17 protein-coding genes are annotated in these 20,810 nt (G+C 63.4%); 12 read left to right on the forward strand and 5 right to left on the reverse strand.

Going from position 1 to position 20,810, the window contains the following annotated elements:
* Window positions 1-131: 131 nt before the first annotated feature.
* On the reverse strand, window positions 132-1,979 hold the full coding sequence (gene glmS / locus ACP8JZ_RS06995) for a glutamine--fructose-6-phosphate transaminase (isomerizing) (protein ID WP_484482320.1): 1,848 nt from the start codon (window positions 1,977-1,979) through the stop codon (window positions 132-134).
* Window positions 1,980-2,180: 201 nt separating this feature from the next.
* Between glmS and ACP8JZ_RS07000 the strand changes: the two genes are divergently transcribed.
* From ACP8JZ_RS07000 to coaA, 5 genes are all read left to right on the forward strand, one after another.
* Complete coding sequence (locus ACP8JZ_RS07000; protein WP_323458736.1) at window positions 2,181-3,257, forward strand: esterase/lipase family protein; 1,077 nt, start codon at window positions 2,181-2,183, stop codon at window positions 3,255-3,257.
* Window positions 3,258-3,638: 381 nt separating this feature from the next.
* Window positions 3,639-4,763 (forward strand): PT domain-containing protein, encoded by a 1,125-nt coding sequence (locus ACP8JZ_RS07005; RefSeq protein WP_484482321.1) that lies wholly within the window; start codon window positions 3,639-3,641, stop codon window positions 4,761-4,763.
* Between the two features lie 561 nt (window positions 4,764-5,324).
* Window positions 5,325-6,341 (forward strand): esterase/lipase family protein, encoded by a 1,017-nt coding sequence (locus ACP8JZ_RS07010; RefSeq protein ID WP_323459973.1) that lies wholly within the window; start codon window positions 5,325-5,327, stop codon window positions 6,339-6,341.
* Between the two features lie 238 nt (window positions 6,342-6,579).
* Window positions 6,580-7,593, forward strand: a complete 1,014-nt coding sequence (locus ACP8JZ_RS07015) for an esterase/lipase family protein (RefSeq protein ID WP_484482820.1) — start codon at window positions 6,580-6,582, stop codon at window positions 7,591-7,593.
* 221 nt (window positions 7,594-7,814) lie between these two features.
* Window positions 7,815-8,798: a type I pantothenate kinase gene (gene coaA / locus ACP8JZ_RS07020; RefSeq protein WP_306517510.1), complete on the forward strand. Its 984-nt coding sequence runs from the start codon at window positions 7,815-7,817 to the stop codon at window positions 8,796-8,798.
* Window positions 8,799-9,025: 227 nt separating this feature from the next.
* On the opposite strand, the gene glmM is transcribed toward coaA, so the two are convergent.
* The 4 genes from glmM to ACP8JZ_RS07040 form a co-directional block, all read right to left on the reverse strand.
* A complete protein-coding gene (gene glmM, locus ACP8JZ_RS07025) occupies window positions 9,026-10,378 on the reverse strand; it encodes a phosphoglucosamine mutase (RefSeq protein ID WP_306517511.1) in 1,353 nt (450 codons plus the stop codon).
* A gap of 465 nt (window positions 10,379-10,843) precedes the next feature.
* The gene (rpsI, locus tag ACP8JZ_RS07030; RefSeq protein ID WP_286319119.1) at window positions 10,844-11,362 is read right to left on the reverse strand and encodes a 30S ribosomal protein S9; all 519 of its coding nucleotides are present in this window, start codon (window positions 11,360-11,362) and stop codon (window positions 10,844-10,846) included.
* A gap of 20 nt (window positions 11,363-11,382) precedes the next feature.
* Window positions 11,383-11,826, reverse strand: coding sequence for a 50S ribosomal protein L13 (rplM, locus tag ACP8JZ_RS07035; RefSeq protein WP_306517512.1), 444 nt, complete (start codon window positions 11,824-11,826; stop codon window positions 11,383-11,385).
* Window positions 11,827-12,372: 546 nt separating this feature from the next.
* Entirely contained in the window at window positions 12,373-12,747 is a 375-nt protein-coding gene (locus tag ACP8JZ_RS07040) for a YccF domain-containing protein (RefSeq protein WP_323456066.1), read from the reverse strand.
* A gap of 94 nt (window positions 12,748-12,841) precedes the next feature.
* On the opposite strand from ACP8JZ_RS07040, the gene trmB reads away from it, so the two are divergent.
* The 7 genes from trmB (at window position 12,842) to ACP8JZ_RS07075 (ending at window position 20,728) form a co-directional block, all read left to right on the forward strand.
* A complete protein-coding gene (trmB, locus tag ACP8JZ_RS07045) occupies window positions 12,842-13,813 on the forward strand; it encodes a tRNA (guanosine(46)-N7)-methyltransferase TrmB (protein WP_484482322.1) in 972 nt (323 codons plus the stop codon).
* A complete protein-coding gene (locus tag ACP8JZ_RS07050) occupies window positions 13,810-14,931 on the forward strand; it encodes a tRNA pseudouridine synthase A (RefSeq protein WP_306517514.1) in 1,122 nt (373 codons plus the stop codon). Before trmB ends, ACP8JZ_RS07050 begins: the two co-directional genes overlap by 4 nt.
* Window positions 14,928-15,587, forward strand: coding sequence for a class I SAM-dependent methyltransferase (locus ACP8JZ_RS07055; protein ID WP_306517515.1), 660 nt, complete (start codon window positions 14,928-14,930; stop codon window positions 15,585-15,587). The genes ACP8JZ_RS07050 and ACP8JZ_RS07055 overlap by 4 nt, the downstream gene beginning before the upstream one ends.
* Before the next feature lie 541 nt (window positions 15,588-16,128).
* Window positions 16,129-16,827 carry a hypothetical protein gene (locus tag ACP8JZ_RS07060; RefSeq protein ID WP_323459082.1) on the forward strand — a complete coding sequence of 233 codons (699 nt, stop codon included), beginning with the start codon at window positions 16,129-16,131 and terminating at the stop codon, window positions 16,825-16,827.
* Window positions 16,828-16,830: 3 nt separating this feature from the next.
* Window positions 16,831-18,099 carry a CbiQ family ECF transporter T component gene (locus ACP8JZ_RS07065; protein WP_484482323.1) on the forward strand — a complete coding sequence of 423 codons (1,269 nt, stop codon included), beginning with the start codon at window positions 16,831-16,833 and terminating at the stop codon, window positions 18,097-18,099.
* Window positions 18,096-19,859, forward strand: a complete 1,764-nt coding sequence (locus tag ACP8JZ_RS07070) for an ABC transporter ATP-binding protein (RefSeq protein WP_484482324.1) — start codon at window positions 18,096-18,098, stop codon at window positions 19,857-19,859. Before ACP8JZ_RS07065 ends, ACP8JZ_RS07070 begins: the two co-directional genes overlap by 4 nt.
* Window positions 19,856-20,728, forward strand: a complete 873-nt coding sequence (locus ACP8JZ_RS07075; protein ID WP_484482325.1) for an ECF transporter S component — start codon at window positions 19,856-19,858, stop codon at window positions 20,726-20,728. The genes ACP8JZ_RS07070 and ACP8JZ_RS07075 overlap by 4 nt, the downstream gene beginning before the upstream one ends.
* Window positions 20,729-20,810: the final 82 nt, after the last annotated feature.

The raw sequence follows: 20,810 nt of genomic DNA on the forward strand, positions 1-20,810 counted from the left end.
GCGGCCGGCCAAAAAGTGGGGGGTTCGTGCGTCCGAATCGTCGGGTGTCCCACCCTGCCCACTCAAGCAGCTGGGCATCGACTCATGCGCGCCATGAGCCGATGCCCGGTGAGTGGGAGGTCTTCAGAGGCTCATTCCACCGTGACCGACTTGGCCAGGTTGCGAGGCTGGTCGACGTCGTGTCCCAGAGCGGTGGCGAGCTCGCAGGCGAAGGCCTGCAGCGGGACGGTGGCCACCAGTGGCTGCAGCAGGGTGGAACAGCGCGGCAGCGCAACGAGGGTGTCGGCAAAGGACCGCACCGTCTCATCCCCCTGTTCGGCCAGGACGATGGTGCGTGCGCCACGGGCTCGAATCTCCTGGATGTTGGAGACGACCTTGTCGTGCAGCTGGTCGCGTCCCGCCGGAGGCACGATGACGAAGACCGGGGTGTCCTGTTCGATGACGGCAATCGGGCCGTGCTTGAGCTCGCCGGCGGCGAATCCCTCGGCGTGCATGTAGGCGATCTCCTTGAGCTTGAGGGCACCCTCCAACGCCACCGGGTAGCCGACGTGACGCCCCAGGAAGAACACGGCCCCGTCCTTGCGGGCCATCTGACGTGCCAGCTCGTGGACCGGTTCGATACCGTCGAGGACCTGCTGGATCTTCTCGGACATGGACTCCAGCTCGGTCATGATGGCACGCACCTCGTCGCCGTACTTCATGCCACGCACCTGGGCAAGGTAGAGGCCGAGCAGGTAGCAGGCGACGACCTGGGTGAGGAATCCCTTGGTCGAGGCCACACCGATCTCCGGACCGGCGTGGGTGTAGATGACGGCATCGGATTCGCGCGGAATGGTCGCGCCGTTGGTGTTGCAGATGGCGATGACCTTGGCCCCCTGTTCACGGGCGTGCCGAATGGCCATGAGGGTGTCGGCGGTCTCACCGGACTGGGAGATCGTCACGACGAGGGTCATGGGGTCGATGATCGGGTCACGATAGCGGAACTCACTGGCCAGCTCCACCTCACAGGCCACCCGCGTCCAGTGCTCGATGGCGTACTTGGCAACCATGCCGGCGTAGAACGACGACCCGCAGGCCACGATGACGATCTTGTTGATCCGGCGCAGTTCCTCCGGAGAGATGCGCACCTCGTCCAGGATGAGCTCTCCACGGTCCGACCAGCGGCCCAGCAGAGTGTCGGCGACGGCACGCGGCTGCTCGAAGATCTCCTTGCGCATGAACCAGTCGTGGCCCTGCTTCTCGGCAGCTGAGAGATCCCAGTCGACATGGAAGGGACGTGCCTCGGACGGATTGCCGGCAAAGTCTGTGATCTCGACCGAGTCGGAGTGGATGGTCACCACCTGATCCTGGCCGAGTTCCAGGGCGTCACGGGTGTGTTCGATGAAGGCGGCGACGTCGGAGGCGAGGAAGTTCTCTCCTTGCCCCAGCCCGACGACGAGCGGTGAGTTGCGGCGGGCAGCCACGACGGTGTCCGGCTCGGTGGAGCTCACCGCGACGAGGGTGAAGGCGCCTTCCAGACGCGCCGCGACTGCACCGACGGCCTGGCTCAGGCCAGCTCCAGTGGCAGTCTCGCGGGCGATGAGGTGAGCTGCCACCTCGGTGTCGGTGTCGGAGGCGAAGGAGACCCCCTCGGCCTGGAGTTCGGCGCGCAGGGCTGCGAAGTTCTCGATGATGCCGTTGTGGACGACGGCAACCGTGCCGTCGTCCGAGACGTGCGGGTGGGCATTGGTGTCGGTGGGAGCACCGTGAGTGGCCCAGCGGGTGTGTCCGATCCCCTGTCCCGACTCGGGCAACGGCGAGGTGGAGAGTTCGGCCTCCAGGTTCGTCAACTTGCCGGACTTCTTGGCCCAGTGCAGTGCTCCGTCGGAGACCACGGCCAACCCGGCCGAGTCGTAGCCGCGGTACTCGAGACGGCGCAGCCCGTCAATGATGACGTCCTTGGCAGGTCGACTGCCCACATAACCCACAATTCCACACATGGCAAGAAACGTACAGGACTCTTGCTCGTCCACGCAATCACCACGCTTACCTCATTCACGGACCCAAGGTCGCGCACATCTGTGCAGCGCCAGGATCAATAGATGAACATAAAACTAATATTCCGGTGAACACGCTTTCCTTATCTACCGGATATGACATACAATGTTTCTTGTCCATACTCGCCGGGAAAGAAAGTGATTATGAAACTCACCACAGCCCTTCGCAACATCACCATTGCCGCCAGCGCAGCCACCATCGCCTTGGTGCCGCTGGCCGGTGCCCAGGCCCACGCTGCCCCGGCGGCCGATGCCTCCGCCCATGCCACGTCTACGGACCCCGGATACTCTGGCTATACGCCCGAGGAGGCCGCGTTCCTCAAGACCGTGGAGGTCAAGGGCAGCCCGGGCGGCGTCCCCGCCGGCAACGACGCCCCCGCCAAGAAACTCACCTACACCGCATCCCTGTACTCCGCAGCCCACCCCGGCACGAACCCCTCGGGTGCCAATGACTTTAGCTGCAAACCCAAGAAAGGACAGAACCCCGTAGTTCTCATCCCGGGTACCAACACCGACGCATACACAGCCTGGTCGATGTACACCCCACAGCTGCGCGCCCGCGGATTCTGCGCCTTCTCGGCGAACTTCAACGGCCTGCCCTGGCTGTCGAGCGTCGACTACACCGGTGACATCCGCAAGTCTGCCAAGGCAACCTCGATCTTCATTAACCGCGTCCTGCGCGAGACCGGCTCCAAGAAGGTCGACATCATCGGATGGTCCCAGGGCGGCGGATCCCAGCCGAACTACTACATCCAGAAACTCGGTGGCGACAAGAAGGTCGGCAAGATGATCGGCATCGCCCCTGCCAACCACGGCGTTGGCGGCCCAGCCATCTCCAAATGGATCAACGAAGCCCTCCCCCACAAGGCCCACACAAGAATCGAGGATGCCGCCGAATCGGTCCACATGGCAGCCTATCCCCAGCAGATGGGCTCCTCCGAGCTCATGAAGGAGCTGTACCACAACGGCAAGGTCACCCGTCCGGGCGTGGAGTACATCAACATCGAGGGCAAGTACGACTACGTCGTGGCACCCTACACCAACGCATTCATCCATGAACCCGGCGTGAAGAACATCACCGTCCAGAACATCTGCCCGCAAGACCACGCGAGCCACATCAACTTCCCCTACGACACCAATGTGTCCCAGATGGTGTTCAACGCACTCGACCCCGACAACGCCAAACCCGTCAAGTGCAAGCCGCAGCCCTTCATCGGCTGATTCTCCTGGCACACTCAACTCTCCCCTGACTCCCCGGGTGGGGCGCTCTGGTGAGCTCCCCACCCGGGGAGTCAACAATGCGAGGGAGCAAAATCCCTGGGCCTCACACCACCAACCAGCGCCTCCACTGCCTGTGAGGCGGTCAATGGTCGCACCCCATCTCTCATGCGCTCGTGACGACCGCTAGCTGCTTACATCCGCCCTAAATAACATATCAAGCCCAAAGATCGCATCACATTCAACCGCTAAGTGAAATTCAGGGAAAAGAATGTGACCCCATTGCATCACAACTTGTATCTCCCTATTGTCGATGACATCGAGCTGCCGCCAAGTGGCTTGATATTTCTTCGTCGAGCCCTTCCCTACCTTAAGGAGTTTCTTGTGAAGAAAGTAAACTTGGCCATTGCTGCTGTCACTGCCTCCACTCTGTTCGGATCGATCGCGGTCATGGCACCTCAGGCATCTGCCGTTCAGCCCACCCGTGAAGTTGTTCCTGCGGCCAGCTCCACCCTTCCGAAACCCAACCTGAGCCCCGACTGCATCCAGGCGCTCAAGGATGAGGGCAAGCTGTCCACCGAGATCAAGAAGCAGCTGCTCATTGCCGGGCTGTCCGCCAAGGACGCTGCCCGCCTGGCCCCGAAGATTGCCCAGGAGATCCTCACTGAGAACGGCATCGTCATCAAGCAGGCCGCTCTGTCCGCGATCATCGCCAAGGACCTTGGCAAGCAAGGAATTGCTCTCAGTGACGCAGCCATCCACAAGGTTGCTGCCGGTATCGAGGCAAGCGTCAATGCCACTCTCATCCCCGCGATCATCGCCAAGTCGGGTGTGGAAGCGCCAGCTCTTGCAGCTGCGATCGTCAAGAACTTCGGTCTCAGCGCAGCTGACAGCGCTCTCATCCTGGGACAGGTCGAGGATCTCGTGCGTCACTCCGCAGTGCACGCCACACATCCTCTGGCGGCACACGATCTCATTCAGATCGGCCTGATCCTCAAGGCCAAGGGAGCTCACGTGACCACCGCAGGTGTCGAGGCTGCCGTGCTCACGACCATCCCGGCCCAGGTCATCCACGATGTCGTGCTGCACCACATCAACCACAAGCTCATCGTGAAGAACCTTGTCAGGTCTGGTGTTGACAAGGCAACGGCGGCTGCTCTCGCGCCGAAGATCGCCGAGGAGGTTGCCACCAAGATCGCCAAGAAGCCGGCCCTTCTGCTCAACAGCCACAAGCTCATTGAGAATGCCGAGCGTCAGGTTCTTGACGGCGCCAACATCAAGGACAGCGCCACCAAGATCGTTGACATCCTCACCAACCAAAAGCCGGCCCTGGACAAGATCGTCCAGCAGAACTGCTTCCCCGCCGATGATCCGACAGAGGAGCCGACCGCCGAGCCCACTCAGGACCCCACCGACGAGCCGACCGCCGAGCCCACTCAGGACCCGACCAACGAGCCGACCGCCGAGCCCACTCAGGACCCCACCGACGAGGACGACCCCTGCGACTGAGTTTGTTCCTTCACTGAACGCTCAATGACTGTCGGGGCCAGCAGTAGCGCTGGCCCCGACAGTCATGTCACGGGAAATAACCACTCTGTCTTTCCTTTTCTGATGTTTGTCTGGACAAACTCCAGCTGTCCACCAACGCCGAGTAAAGATCTGACGTATCTTCATTGAGGGTATCCCTCTATAGGGGTGCCCTCAAAATCAATTCATCTGTCCTCCTTCGGGGTGTCTGTCCGCGCGATCACAGCTACTACCCGTGAATATCAGTATCACTACCCTGTGCCATTCCAAGGTGTCGCCAGCACTCAAACCACAGCGGTCCGATATTCTGCCGACGGTTCATCCCCGGTGAGAATGCTCAATAGCTGAATCACACGCAGTGGTGGTCTGCTCTGACGAGTGGTCACCGTGACATCGAGGGCTTGGCGCGCCCACATGAAAAATTCCCCGGCTGTTGCTGCCCATCCTCAGGCTGACGATCCTGCTGGTGCTCACACCTGGGCGCAATTGGAGAATTCGGCAGATACATGCTATGGATATCTCAAATTGACTCTGAGGAGATCCATGATGAACAGGCTCCGCGCAGCCCTCCTTGCCGCGATGACCTCCGTCACGCTCATGGGAACCGCCAGCATGGCCTTCGCCGCCCCGCCGTCAGACATCACCCCCGACCATCCCGGCGGTGTTGCTGCACCCCACAGCCCCGACGGTGTCCCCTCGAACGCCGAGGGACCGAACATGTCCAGCTGGAGTTCAGCAATCGAATTCGCAAAAAGAAATCCTGGCACCAAGGTTCCCGGCACCAACGACTTCACGTGCACACCGCGCAAGGGCACCCACCCTGTCGTCCTCATTCCCGGAACCTCGGAAGACGCCTTCATCACGTGGTCGTACTACGGGCCGCGTCTCAAGAAAGCCGGGTTCTGCGTCTACACCTTCAACTACAATCCTGAGACTCACCCGCTCGTGGAGGCTGCCGCGACCAGCGGGAACATCTACTCCACCGCAGCCTTCATGGCCCACTTCGTCGACAAGGTGCTCAAGTCCACCGGAGCCGACAAGGTCGATCTCGTCGGCCACTCCCAAGGCGGCGGCCCACTGCCACGCGCCTACATCAAGTACTACGGCGGCGACAAGAAGGTCAACCACCTCATCGGCATCGTCCCGTCCAACAAAGGCACAAGCATCCTTGGAATGGAAAAATTCCTCAACGAGCCCGGGACCCCGGCCAACACCATCATGAGCGCCGGGGCGAGATATCGAAATCTGGAATCTGCACCTCAGCAGTTGCAGGGATCCACATTCCTCAAGGACCTCAATGCTGGAGGAATGACCGCCCCAGGCGTCAAGTACACCGTCATCGCCACCCGCTTCGACAACCGAGTGTTCCCCTGGACCAACGCACTCATCCCAGAACCAGGAGCCAAGAACATCGTCATCCAGGACGTCTGCCCGTTGGACCACAGCGCCCACACGAACATCACCTACGACCCGATGACATACCAAGTCGTCGCAAACGCCCTCGAACCGCAACGAGCCACTCCGGTCAGATGCTCCGTTCGACCATTCTTTCCCCGGTGATGACATCCAGTGATCGTCGGATCATGCTGCAGATGGTGACCTGCCAGATGAGTGATTACTGCGGCCCCCGGCACCCATGACAGCGGCCGGTACGTCCCTCGCGTGGAAGGAGCGCACCGGCCATTACCATCCTCGGAGTGACATCCCGTTCTGCCATCCACAGTTGTGCACAAAGCTACTGGAAGATTTCATAAATATATGATATGTATATTTAAAACTACCTCTGAGGAGATCCATGATGAACAAGCTCCGCGCAGCCCTCCTTGCCGTGACGACCTCCGTCACGCTCATGGGAACCGCCAGCATGGCCTTCGCCGCCCCGCCGTCAGACATCACCCCCGACCATCCCGGCGGTGTTGCTGCACCCCACAGCCCCGAGGGAGTTCCCTCGAACGTCGAGGGACCCAGCATGTCCAGATTCGCTCCCGCCGTCAGGTTCGCGATGAGGCATCCCGGAGCCAAGGTTCCCGGCACCAACGACTTCACCTGCACACCGCGCAAGGGCACCCACCCTGTCGTCCTCATTCCCGGCACCACCGAAGACGCCTTCACCACGTGGTCGTACTACGGACCGCGTATGCAGGCAGCAGGACTCTGTGTCTACACCTTCAACTACAACCCGATGACCCACCCGCTCGTAGAGGCTGTCTCCACCACCGGAAACATCTACTCCACCGCAGCCTTCATGGCCCACTTCGTCGACAAGGTGCTCAAGTCCACCGGAGCCGACAAGGTCGATCTCGTCGGCCACTCCCAAGGCGGCGGCCCACTGCCACGCGCCTACATCAAGTACTACGGCGGCGACAAGAAGGTCAACCACCTCATCGGCATCGTCCCGTCCAACAAAGGCACAAGCATCCTTGGAATGGAAAAATTCCTCAACAAATCCGGGCGGCCAGCCAACACCATCGTGGGCACCGTGGCGAAGTTCCTCAACATGGAGTCCGTACCCCAGCAGTTGCAGGGATCCACATTCCTCAAGGACCTCAATGCTGGAGGAATGACCGCCCCAGGCGTCAAGTACACCGTCATCGCCACCCGCTTCGACAACCGAGTGTTCCCCTGGACCAACGCACTCATCCCAGAACCAGGAGCCAAGAACATCGTCATCCAGGACGTCTGCCCGTTGGACCACAGCGCCCACACGAACATCACCTACGACCCGATGACATACCAAGTCGTCGCAAACGCCCTCGAACCGCAACGAGCCACCCGCGTCAAGTGCACCATACGTCCCTTCTCCTCCATGTGACGGTTTTCAACCATTGACTGTCACAGCCTGAGGGCGACAGCCCCCAGTGCTCCTGATTGGCCGGTGCTCCCCGTAGGGGAACACCGGCCATGAGGTTTCACGTCCCGATGTCACCCGGGTGCCGTGCCCAGTATCGACCTCCAGATCACCGCACGACGCCAGACATTCGTCACTGCAGTGAAGTAGAGTCAATGGGACAGACCGTTCACCTGAGGTGCCCGATGAACTTGACTCCCACCACGCCCGTCGATGACGACAACACCGAGCCGGGACCCTACATTGAGTTGTCCCGGCACGCATGGGCAGATCTCGCCGGCAACACCGAGATCGACATCGACGACGAGACCTTGGAACGCATTCGGGGTCTGGGTGACCCGACCGACCAGACCGACGTGGCCGAGGTCTACCGGCCACTGACGCAGCTCATCCATCTGTACTGCATGCACACGGGAAGTCTCTTCGAGGCCTCCAACACATATCTGCAGCTCCAGGACCACCAGATGCGACGCACCCCGTTCGTCATCGGGGTGGCAGGGTCGGTGGCGGTCGGAAAATCCACGACAGCCCGTCTACTCCAGGAATTACTGGGGCGCTCACCGAGGCGTCCCAAGGTGGACTTGGTGCCCACTGACGGTTTCCTGTATCCCAATGCCGTGCTCGAGGAACACGGCATCCTGGACCGCAAGGGCTTCCCGGAGTCCTATGACCGCAAGGCCCTGCTGAAATTCGTCGTGGACGTGAAGTCCGGGGCACCAGAGGTCGTGGCACCGGTCTACTCCCACGTGGAGTACGACATCGTTGCTGGCCAGCAACGAGTGGTGCGTCAACCCGACGTCCTCATCATCGAGGGTCTCAACGTCCTGCAACCGCCCAGGTTGCGCAGCAATGGGACGATGGGGCTGACCCTGAGCGATTTCTTCGACTTCTCCGTCTACATCGACGCCGATGAGCAGGACATCATGAACTGGTACATCAACCGCTTCCTCACCCTGCGTCAGACGGCATTCACGGACCCGCACTCCTTCTTCAGTGAGTACGCGAAACTGCCCGACGAGGAGGCGATCGGCATCGCCAGATCCATCTGGCGACGTATCAACCTACCCAATCTCACCCAGAACATTCGGCCCACCCGCGGCCGGGCCACCGCGATTCTCCACAAGGGCCCGGACCACGAGGTGAAGAACGTGTGGATCCGAAAGATCTGACGGTCGACGCTGGCCACCCCGCCAGTCGACAGTGCCTGTCAACCGGTGTGCCCGCCGTCACCAGACACTGACGTCGTCACCAGGCACCACCGCTGACTCCATCTGGAGGGGAGCCTGATGACGGGCCCATGCACCGGCCAAACCGGCCGGGCCCCAAGGGTTCTGGCCAGGCCCAGGGGTTGCACGACGCATCAGGCAACCCCTCGTCCGGCCTGGTGCCGACCAGCTCAGATGGCCAGTTTCTCCTTGACGATTCCAGCGAGCTGCTCACAGATCTGGTCAGCCTCACTCTGGGTGCCAGCCTCCACCATGACACGCACCACCGGCTCGGTGCCGGAGGGGCGCAGCACGACGCGACCGGTGTCGCCCAGCTGGTGGTTGACGTCGGAGACAGCCTTGTTGACGTCGGGATCGATGCCGGCACGCAACTTGTCGACACCACGAACATTGATGAGCGACTGGGGCAGGCGCGTCACCACCGAGCCGAGTTCCTTGAGTGACTTGCCGGTGCGGGCCACTCGAGCAGCCACGTGCAGGCCGGTGAGGACGCCGTCGCCGGTGGTGGCGAACTCACTCATGATGACGTGGCCGGACTGCTCCCCACCGAGTGAGAATCCGTTGGCATTCATGGACTCCAGCACGTAGCGGTCACCCACCTTCGTCTGGTCGACGGAGATGTCGTGCTCACGCATGGCCAGGGTGAGTCCGAGATTGCTCATGATCGTGGCAACCACGGTGTTGGACGCCAGACGATGATCCTCCTGCAGGGCCAAGGCGAGGATGGCGAGAATCTGGTCGCCGTCGACGAGGTGGCCCTCATGATCGACTGCCAGACACCGATCGGCGTCACCGTCGAAGGCCAGCCCGAGGTCGGCGCCCTCCTCGACCACCTTGGCCTGCAGGATCTCGGGGTGGGTCGATCCGCAGGAGGCGTTGATGTTGATGCCGTCTGGGCTGTTGTGGATGGCGACGACGTCGGCACCCTGGGCGCGAAAAGCTGCCGGGCCGGTCATGGACGAGGCGCCGTTGGCACAGTCCAGGACGATCTTGAGCCCCTTGAGGGCGTCCTCCTGACGCAGGGAACGCACCAGATGGTTGACGTAGGTGTCCACCGCGCTCGAGGAGGCATGGATACGTCCCACCTCGGCACCGATCGGACGCTGCCACGGCTCACCCATCCGCTCCTCGATGGCGTCCTCAAGATCGTCGACGAGCTTGATCCCGCCACGCTGGAAGAACTTGATGCCATTGTCGGGCATGGGGTTGTGCGAGGCCGAGAGCATGACGCCGAGATCCGTTCCCAACTCACCCACCAGATAAGCGGCCGCTGGAGTGGGGATGACTCCCACCCGCACCACATCGACCCCGGCCGATGCCAGGCCAGCACACACCGCAGCTTCGAGGAACTCACCCGAGGCTCGTGGATCGCGGGCCACCAGCGCAGTCGGCTGACGGTGCCCAAACGCTCCTGCTTCGCCCAGGACGTGGGCCGCTGCAACCGAGAGGTCGAGGGCCAGTTCAGCGGTGAGGTCCTGGTTGGCCACACCGCGTACTCCATCAGTTCCGAATAGTCGTGCCATGAATATCCATGATACCTGTTCCAGGCATCAGTCCAATGGAGAAATGCGGTGCCGCCGTGGTCACATGCCCGATGCAGCTCCGGTGCACTGCTTGCTCGTGAAGCCATGTCATGCCAGGGGCCATGGCACAGGTGGCCGTTGGCCGCACAAATACCACGCTCCCCCGATGACATATCGAGAATGTCTCGCCCGACGCAGGTTTTCCCGGGTGGGAGTCGGCGTGGAAAAGTGCACGGCCAGGAACGCACGAGGGCACACTGGGGTCACGGGGCTCACGAGGCGCGCTGGGTTTACTGAGCGCGAGCGTACTGGGCTCACGAGGCACACCGGACTCGCCGAGCGCACTGGGAGCGTCGAGACAATCCCGGCAAAACCAGCAAAAAAGGGGGGACGGCTGTGCCGTCCCCCCTGGACCTGACGGACCCATGTGGATCCGAGAGGTTCACTGCTCGAGTTGATCCCAGATCAACGCTTCGAGTACTGCGGAGCCTTGCGGGCCTTCTTGAGACCAGCCTTCTTGCGTTCCTTGACGCGGGCGTCGCGGGTGAGCATGCCGGCCTTCTTCAGTGCCGGGCGAGATGCCTCGGCGTCAATGGCGTTGAGGGCACGAGCCACCCCCAAGCGCAGGGCGCCGGCCTGACCCGTCACGCCGCCCCCGACGATACGGGCGACGACGTCGTAGTTGCCCTCCATGCCAGTGGTGGCGAAGGGCTCGGAGACGATCTGCTGGTGCACCTTGTTGGGGAAGTACTCATCAAGGGTGCGGCCGTTGATCTTCCACTCGCCGGTGCCGGGGATCAGGCGGACGCGGGCGATGGCCTGCTTGCGACGGCCCGTGCCATGACCTGGAGCCACGACGGCTGGCCGGGTGGCGTCCCCGGAGGCAACCGACGGGTTGGAGTCGGTGCGGTATGCGATTTCATGATCGCCCTCGGTGAAGGGCTTCACCTCGGTCTCGAGGTTCTCATTGGCGTTCTCAGTCACTGTTCCCAATCCTTCTGCGATCACTGAGCGATCTGGGTGATCGCGTAGGGCTGCGGCTTCTGGGCGGTGTGCGGGTGCTCAGGTCCGCTGTACACCTTGAGCTTGCCCATCTGCTGACGGGACAGCTTGTTCTTGGGCATCATGCCCCACACGGCGCGCTCGACGGCACGACGCGGATTCTTGTCGAGGAGCTCGCCGATCGTCGTGGTGCGCAGGCCGCCGGGACGACCGGAGTGGTCGTGGCGCAGCGACTTGTTGGCCTTGTCGCCGGTGACGGCGATCTTGGAGGCATTGACGACGATGACGAAGTCACCGGTGTCGACATGGGGGGCGTACTGCGGCTTGTGCTTGCCGCGCAGGAGATTCGCGGCATTGACGGCCACCTTGCCCAGGACGATGTCTTGAGCGTCGATGACCCACCAGTTCCGCGTCACCTCTCCGGCCTTGGGGCTGTAGGTGGTCACAGGTACCTTCTTGAAATCTCGCACCCCCGTACGGGGGTCTTTGACTTCCACACCTCCAGATGGGGATGTGGTCGCCCAAGCCAGGTGGCCGGGCACTGCAATTGGTTCTCCTGGCAGTCTGACCTGCGACGGCGTCGTGCGCTGACGCCGGAGATCGGCTACCGCATCACGACATCGACGTGTCGGGCAGACGGAGCGGCCGCGGTGGCCAACTCCCGTTTGCTCAAGAGCAACGGGGTTACACTACACCATTGCGTGCGAACAAGACAAGACCCCCGAATCTGGACTGCCCGTACTGGACTGCCCGTACTGGACTGCCCGGGGCGCACGACGGCCGGGCACCGAAGCCCCGCGTGACGCCAAGGGCTGCGGGATCCAAAGGCAGTGGGATCGGGGCCACCGGCGTCGGAGGACTGGTCCGAGGCCCAGCGTGATGCCAGTGCCCTGCGCGGGAGAGATCCCCCACACCCCTGCAACGGGTGCGGTTGCCCCCGCAGACGTCCCATCGAAACGGCCCGACCCCCGGAGACGGCAGCGCACCAGGCCTCAGGGCTGCTTGACGATCTCCTTGCCGAACGGGAAGCACGTCACCGGGATCATCTTGATCGCGACGACGGCGTTCATGAGTCCGACGATGGTGAGCGCCTGTGCCAGGGCCACGATGACGTGCCCGACGGCCAGCCACAACCCAGCGACGATGAACCACACGACGTTCATGGCCGTGCTGCCGCCACCCACCCCCGGCTTGGCGACGACGTCTCGCCCGAACGGCCAGAAAGCGTAACGGGACATCCGAAAGCACGCGACCCCAGCCGGAATCGTCACGATGAAGATGCAGGAGAACAGGCCGATGAGCAGATACTCGAGGGCCAGCAGCCAACCGCCGAGCACCACCCACAGAATGTTGAGGAAGGTACGCACGGTGCCAGTCTCCCATGACCACCAAGCGGTGCCACAGTCACGGTTGCGGCCACGACCAGATGCCTGCCCGCACGAGCAGCTATCATGACCCCCTGTGGCACCATCTGACGATCCCCAGGCAGACGAGCCCCAGGACACCGCGGACGAGCACACCGTGACACCGGGCAAACACACTGCCCCACCCCACGTTCGCCCCGCCGAGCCAACCTCTGCCCCCTGCTCCGAGGCCGGACGTCGGAACGATTCGACCGAGACCTCGCCCGGCCCCACCCAGCAATCCCCCGGCTCTCCAACACACCATCCCGGACTGGGGGTGCAGGTCTCGGCGGGTGCGAATCGTGGCGGCACCCCATTTCGCCGCGGAGTCGTGTCGTTCGTACGCCGTTCCCCACGTATGAACGTCTCCCAGCAGAAGGCCCTGGACAGACTTTCGGATCGCTACCTCGTCGACGTCCCCCGTGACACAACGAGCACCTCGGTGGCCGCCGGATCCACGCTGGACGTCGCGGGGATCTTCGGCAGGACAGCTCCGCTCACCGTCGAGATCGGATCCGGGTCCGGGGACACCCTGGCCGCCGTGGCGGCCGCCCACCCCGACCGTGACTTCATCGGGTTCGAGGTCTACCTGCCCTCCATCGCCACCACATTGAACAAACTGGCGGACAAGGACGTCTCCAATGCGCGCGTCATCATGGCCGATGCCGCCGCCGGACTGGAGCATCTGTTCGTTGCAGGGCAGCTGGATGAGGTGTGGACCTTCTTCCCCGATCCGTGGCGCAAGAAGCGTCATCACAAGCGCCGGATCGTCAACCCGGACACCATTGACCTGGTCACCTCACGAGTCCACCCCGGTGGATTGTGGCGGCTGGCCACCGACTGGCAGGACTACGCCGACTGGATGCTCGATCTGCTGGGCCACGATGACAGACTGGAGCCGGTCGGTGCGCAACCAGGGCCGCGCTGGACGGAGCGCCCCCTCACCCGCTACGAGAACAAGGGGGTCACCTCGGGGCGGGTGGTGCACGACTTCACCTGGCGGGTGCGCACCGTGGAGTCGGCCTCATGACTCGCTGGCGCCTGGACATCTCCTACGACGGAGCGAACTTCTCGGGCTGGGCACGCCAGCCGCACCTGCGCACCGTGCAAGGCGAGTTGGAGACCTGGATCCCCCGCGTCCTGCGTCTCGACCGCCCCACCCCGTTGACGGTGGCGGGGCGCACGGACTCCGGGGTGCACGCTCGCGGTCAGGTGGCCCACGTCGACCTGCCGGACGGCCTCGATCCGCGTGCCGATCTGCACCGACGTCTGCCCCGAGTGCTGGATCCAGACCTCGTGGTGCGAGAGATCACCGAGGTGCCGTCAACATTTGACGCTCGATTCTCCGCCCTGTGGCGTCGCTACGTGTACCGGGTCTGGGATGCCGACTCGGTTCCCGACCCGTTGCTGCGCAGCCACGTCGTCACCGTGCGGGAGCGACTCGATCTCGACGCCCTCAACAGTGCCGGGCAGTCGTTGTTGGGCCTGCGTGATTTCGCGGCATTCTGCAAGCACCGCGAGGGTGCCACGACGATACGCACCCTCATGGACTGCCATGCCGTGCGCCGGGGATCCACGCCCGATCCTGCTCCTACCAACCACGATGGCCCGCTGCCCGACCAGCACGCCGGTCCGACCCACGGGGGCGAGACGACACCGGGCTGCATGGCACGGAGCAGCACGACACGAAGCTGCATGACACGGGACGAGGCAGAATCACGACCCATCAATGTCACGCGGAGCACTGGAGCCGACGAGGCCGCGGGGACGATCGAGATCACCGTCCTGGCCGACGCATTCTGCCATTCCATGGTGCGCTCCCTGGTCGGGGCGCTGACGGCGGTGGCTTCCGGCAAACGTGACCAGGCCTGGTTGGATGAGGTCATGACCTCATCACGACGGCACTCCTCGGTACTGGTGATGCCAGCTGCCGGACTCACCCTGGAGGAGGTGGGTTACCCCGACGAGGATGGTTTGGCAGCTCGGGCCGCGCAGGCCAGGGCCCGACGCAGTCAGGAAGATCTCGACGCGGCACGCAGCGGCACGACGGGCTCCCGACCTGGTGCGCCATCGGTTCCCGGCACCTCTCATGGCACGACGGGGCCAGCCGTCACCGAGTCCGCAGCGCGTGAGGAGACCTGCTGGTGAGTCACTACTTCCAGACCCCCACCGAACCGGCCCGGGAGCACACCATCGACGTCACCATTTGGGGGCGCCACTACTCGCTGACCACCTCGGACGGCGTCTTCTCGATGTCACGTCTGGACAAGGGAACCGCCGTGCTGCTCAACGAGCTCGACCCGCCCAACGGACTCACCGAACCAGCTGTATCCGAGGAAGCCGTGGCGGCCGAACCGCCCGCCAAGCACCGCGAGCCACGTACCTTCTTCCTCGACCTGGGGTGTGGTTACGGCCCCATCTGCTGTGCTCTGGCCGATCACGTGCCCCAGGCTCGGGTCATCGGAGTGGACGTCAACGATCAGGCCATACGTCTGGCCAACCTCAATGCGCGGCGTCTCGGGCTTGCCGACCGCCTGGTGGCCATGCGACCTGAGGACGTCGATCCCGCGCAGCGTTTCGACGAGATCTGGTCGAACCCGCCGATCCGTATCGGGAAGGCAGCCCTGCACGAAATGCTGCTCACCTGGTTCGACCATCTCACCGACGCAGGCGTCGCACACCTGGTCGTGGGCAAGAACCTGGGAGCCGACTCCCTGGCCCGCTGGCTCAACGAGCAGGGTTGGCCCACCCAGAGAGTGGCCAGTTCCAAGGGATTCCGTGTCCTTGACGTGCGTCGAGACTGAGGTGCCCCGTCCCCGGTGGAAACGAGCCGGTACGGCAGCCCTGAACCGTATTGCACGTAGCATCCTGTTCATCAGGACAGGCACGACAGAGGCCAAATCTGGTATGTCGTCGCCCGCATTGAGGGGCACACAGCCACGGGGCTACGATATGAGCATCCTCGTGGGCGGAGAACCCGGTGTGAATCCGGGACTGGCCCGCACCGTGATGTTGCCTCGTGCAGGTGTTGACAGTGCAACTGAGTCGGATCGCCGTCCGCCAGGAGACCAGCACAATTCGTCGATGGCACGAAGAGGTCCACTGCCGCTGGGCGGGTCCCATCTCGTGATGTCGTCAAGCATCCCAAGAGGTGTTCATGAACAGATCTGCGTCCCTCGCCGCTGTCGATCCGGTTCGTCGCACGGTCAATGACACCGAAGTGAACTCATGACGAGCAGTGCTCCCCGGCGAATCGCATCATTCATCGGTGCAATGATCCTCACCCTCACAACTGGCACATTCGGGTGGGCCAGCACGACAGGTGTATGCCCGAATACGAGTGCCGTGACCGACAGTCACACTGGCTCAGCAGCACACAGCCAGCTCAGCGCGACAGACCCGTCGCCGATCGTCGAGAGGTCCGGGAGCGACTGGACCACCTGTCTGGGATCCGGGGGTGTGTGGGTCTACGTCGTCTACCAGGACGGGCCCGTGCTGGCGAACACCTGCGTGTCGGATTTCTCCACCGGACGTCAAGCACTGCTCTCAGCCGGGCTTGAGTTGGAGGATCGTTCCGACAGTCCGGGCTTCATCTGCACGATGAATGGTCATCCGGACCACTGTGTCAAGGGCCGAGAGTTCAACGGTCAGTACTGGGCCTACTGGCACTCCACGAACGGCAGGGACTGGACGTACTCCAAACGCGGAGCCGACTCCTACAGACCACAACCCGGCTCGATCGAGGGGTGGTGCTACAACAAGCCCGGCGAGTACCGCTGTGACATGCCCGACATGACGGCGACGGAAACCACCCCGGGAGCTGCAACCACTGCGCGTGGACAGGCAGGCAGCGCCGGTGCGTCCGGGGCGAGCGCCACTTCGCCGAGAAACAGTAGGTCCGAATCCCCCGCAGCGGCCGTCAACGACCACGGACACGACACCAAGCACGGGAACACCCCGTGGGGAGTTGTCATCGTTCTCGGCATCCTCGTCATTGCTGGGGTGGGCTACGGCAGATGGTCTGCTCGCAAGGGACGTCGCTGAACCGTGTCCCGTCTCATCACACGTCCGGCACGGACCGTCATACCAGAACAGCCGGTCAATCGCACCAGGAACTCCGGAGTGACCGTCAGTCACGAGACCCTCACCACCCATCCGTGGGCCTGGTGGGCATGGGCCATGGGTGCAGCGGCAACCGTGAGTCTGACGAACAATCCGCTGCTCATCGCGCTGATCGCTGGTGCCGTCATCCTCGTCGTCGCCAACCGGCGCACCGACGATCCGTGGGCACGATCGGCCGGCACGTACCTCAAGCTCGCTGGGATCATCATCGTCATACGGATGGTCTTCATCACCCTCTTCGGCGCCAATCGCACGGGAACCGTCCTGTTCACCCTTCCCAGCCTCACCCTCCCCGACTGGGCAGCAGGGATCGATCTGGGCGGGCCGGTGACCCTTGAGGCACTCGTGGGCACCGGCTACGAGGCGCTGCGGCTGGCGACGATGCTGGCCTGTTTCGGGGCGGCGAACTCGCTGGCGAACCCGCGCCGTGCCCTCAAGTCGGTACCAGCAGCACTGCACGACATCTCGACCGCCGTCGTCGTCGCCCTGTCGGTCTTTCCCCAGATCATCGTGTCGGTGGGGCGAGTTCGACGAGCCAGACGCCTGCGTGGTGGACGAGTCACAGGCTACCGGGCCGTCAACTCCATCGTCATCCCCGTATTGGAGGACGCCGTGGAGTCGTCGATGTTCCTGGCTCGCGGAATGGAATCGCGTGGCTATGGCCGCACCCGTGACAACCGCCGGGTGCGACCGGGCACCGGTGCCCTGCTCGTCGTCTCCCTCATGCTGCTCACGGTGGCCATCTACTTCATTCTGGCCAATCCCAGCGGCTATCTCGCCCCCGACCCAGCCACCTGTGGCCCCGGCACCCTGTGTGCAGCCTTGTTCGGGAACCGATTCGGCCAACGCATCGGCATCCTCGCTGCCCTCGTCTCCCTGGTTGGTGTGACGATCGGACTGCGTTCCTCGGGACGCCGGCTGGGGGTGAGCAGGTACCGCCCCGACCCGTGGACGGCCCGGTCGATCCTCGCGGCGCTGTGCGGTCTGTTCGCCCTGGCAGTGACGGTCGGACTGTCGCGGTACGCCCCCACCGTATTGACCATCGGCACGGTGCCTCTCACCTGGCCGGTCCTGCACCCGGTCATGTTGATCATCGCGGCGATCGTCGCAGCCCCCGGCTTCTTCACTCTCCGCCCACCGGGAAACCCACACACCGCCGATGACTCCCGTGAGTCCCTGAGGGGAACCGCATGAACCGCACCAACCCCGCCATCGTCCTCGACGACGTCTCCATCAGTCACGCCGGAACCGATGAACCAACGCTGAGCCATGCCAATGCCATGATCGAGGAAGGAGATCTGGCCCTGGTCGTCGGGCGCACCGGCACCGGGAAATCCACCTTGCTCTCAGTGCTCAATGGGCTGATGCCGCACTTCTCCGGTGGAACGGTGAGCGGTGAGGTCATCGTCGCCGGCCGACGTACCCGCGCCTGCCGCCCCCGCGATCTGGCTGACGTCGTCGGGGTCGTCGGGCAAAATCCGTTGGCTGGATTCGTCACCGACACCGTGGAGGACGAGATCGCCTACGGCATGGAACAGCTGGGGATCTCGCCGTCAATCATGCGCAAGCGCGTCGAGGAGACCTTGGACCTCATGGGCATCGCCGAGTTGCGTAGCCGTCCGTTGCTCGACCTGTCCGGTGGTCAGCAGCAGCGGGTGGCCATCGCCGCCGTGTTGGCCGCACAGCCACGCATCCTCGTTCTCGACGAGCCGACGAGCGCACTGGACCCCACGGCCGCACAGGACGTCCTGGCATCCATCACCACCTTGGTCAACGAGGTGGGCCTCACCGTGGTGTTGGCCGAGCACCGTCTGGAACGTGTCATGCATGCCGCCGACACCGTCCTGTGGCTTCCCGGCGATGGAAGGCTCGTGCAGGCCGATCCCAGCTCGGTGCTGGCCCAGGCTGACGTCGTGCCTCCGCTGAGTGCCCTGGCTCGTGAACTCGCCCTGCCCCGGGTGCCGTTGTCGGTACGGCAGGCACGCCGCACCATCGGTCCGCAGCCAGGCCTGTCAGCGACCTCCACTCCCACCGAGGCGATGACATGGGCCAGTGACGGCAGCCACGACGTGCTGCGCACGACGAAATTGACCGTCCGCTACGGTGACCTCACTGCCGTCGATCACCTCGACGTCGTCTTCCAGTCCGGCACAGTCAGTGCCCTCATGGGGCGCAATGGAGCCGGCAAGTCATCACTCATGTGGGCCCTGCAGGGAGCAACACCATCATCGGGAACCGTGTCGGTACTCGATCAGGAAGCTTCCCCTGATGATCGAAGACCACCCCGATCAGGGCAGTGGGCCGATCCACGTACCGTCGACGCCAAGGTGGCGCGACGCCTGGTGACGCTGGTGCCCCAGTCGGCAGCCGACCTGCTCTACCTGCCGACCGTGGCCGCCGAGTGTCACCAGGCCGACATGGAGTCCGAGGTGCCGCCGGGCACGACGACGCAGATCCTGACGTCGCTGGGAGCGCATCTTCCCGGTGGGCGCAACCCACGTGATCTCTCGGAGGGCCAACGCCTGGCACTGGTGTTGGCCATCCAGCTGTCCGCACGTCCCGACGTCGTTCTGCTCGACGAACCGACCCGTGGTCTGGACTACACCATGAAGGCTCAATTGGGCCGAATCGTGCGTCAGATTGCCGAGGGAGAGGGAACGTGTCACCGGGCAGCAGTCATCATCTCCACCCACGACGTCGAGTTTGCTGCTGCCACCACTGATCGCACTCTCGTCATGGCTGACGGGCAGGTCGTTGCCGACGGGACGACCCGTGCGGTGTGCACTTCCTCTCCCGCGTTCTCGCCACAGGTGGCCAAGGTCTTCCACCCCGCGGACCTGCTCACGGTGAACGACGTGCGTGCCGCACGCAGCCTCATCACCGTCCAGGGCTTGACGAGCACCGATGCCCCTCCCGATGGGGAGTCCCCATCGGTCTGGAAGGCACTACGATGAACCGCGATCGTCCTGGATCGGTCATGGGGACGTCGTGGAGCGCGAGGATTCTGCTCGTCATCACTGCGGTGCTGAGTTTCCTAGCGTTCTGCTGGCCGTTGTTCCTCGATCCCGGCTCGATTGCCGACTACCACACTCGTGCCCCCCTGCTGTTCGCTGTGATCCTCCCGGTGGCACTGGTGGTCGTCGTCTCGCAGATGTCGGCTGATGGCATTGACGTCAAGGCGCTGGCCATGCTTGGAGTGCTCACCGCCTGCGGAGCTGGCTTGCGTCCGTTGGGGGCGGGCACTGCCGGGATCGAGATGGTCTTCTTCACCATCATGCTGGGTGGCCGGGTCTTCGGACCGGCTTTCGGGTTCGTCCTGGGCACGACGACCCTGTTCACCTCGGCAATCATCACTGCCGGGTTCGGACCGTGGCTGCCCTACCAGATGTTGGCCGCAGCCTTCGTCGGCATGGGGGCTGGTCTGCTGCCACGCAGACTGCGTGGCTGGTCGGAGACACTGACGCTCGCCGTCTACGGGGCACTCGCGTCATTCGCCTATGGCTGGCTCATGGACTTCGCGTTCTGGCCGTTCAACCTGGGCATGGATTCCCAGTTGTCGTTCAACCCGCAGGCCCCCATCGGCACGAACCTGTGGCACTTCGTCCTGTTCAATGCCGCGACGTCGATGGGATGGAACCTGGGGCGAGCCGTGACCAACGTCATCCTCGTCGTCCTTGCTGGCCAAGCAGTCATGCAGGTACTGCGGCGAGCCGCACGCAAGGCGAACTGGCACAGTTCAGACGATGCATGGGGGTCTGGGAGCGTCACTTCCGAAGCTGTCCGTCCCGAGGGGGAAGAAATTTTTCTCCTGAATCAGGAATAGCCCCGCACGACCGTGCGCTGTACTGGATGACGCCAACGGCTGATCGGAATCTCCGATTGCAGCCAACGACTTCGTCAGGAGG

This window comes from Cutibacterium sp. LaCa_286 (genome assembly GCF_057198075.1).

What these genes read in the sequence shown, in the direction of transcription:
- ACP8JZ_RS07075 (WP_484482325.1), top strand. Translation starts at nt 19,856, where the DNA reads ATGAACCGCGATCGTCCTGGATCGGTCATGGGGACGTCGTGGAGCGCG.
- ACP8JZ_RS07010 (WP_323459973.1), top strand. Translation starts at nt 5,325, where the DNA reads ATGATGAACAGGCTCCGCGCAGCCCTCCTTGCCGCGATGACCTCCGTC.
- ACP8JZ_RS07070 (WP_484482324.1), top strand. Translation starts at nt 18,096, where the DNA reads ATGAACCGCACCAACCCCGCCATCGTCCTCGACGACGTCTCCATCAGT.
- ACP8JZ_RS07050 (WP_306517514.1), top strand. Translation starts at nt 13,810, where the DNA reads ATGACTCGCTGGCGCCTGGACATCTCCTACGACGGAGCGAACTTCTCG.
- glmM (WP_306517511.1), bottom strand. Translation starts at nt 10,378, where the DNA reads ATGGCACGACTATTCGGAACTGATGGAGTACGCGGTGTGGCCAACCAG.
- ACP8JZ_RS07015 (WP_484482820.1), top strand. Translation starts at nt 6,580, where the DNA reads ATGAACAAGCTCCGCGCAGCCCTCCTTGCCGTGACGACCTCCGTCACG.
- coaA (WP_306517510.1), top strand. Translation starts at nt 7,815, where the DNA reads ATGAACTTGACTCCCACCACGCCCGTCGATGACGACAACACCGAGCCG.
- ACP8JZ_RS07000 (WP_323458736.1), top strand. Translation starts at nt 2,181, where the DNA reads ATGAAACTCACCACAGCCCTTCGCAACATCACCATTGCCGCCAGCGCA.
- glmS (WP_484482320.1), bottom strand. Translation starts at nt 1,979, where the DNA reads ATGTGTGGAATTGTGGGTTATGTGGGCAGTCGACCTGCCAAGGACGTC.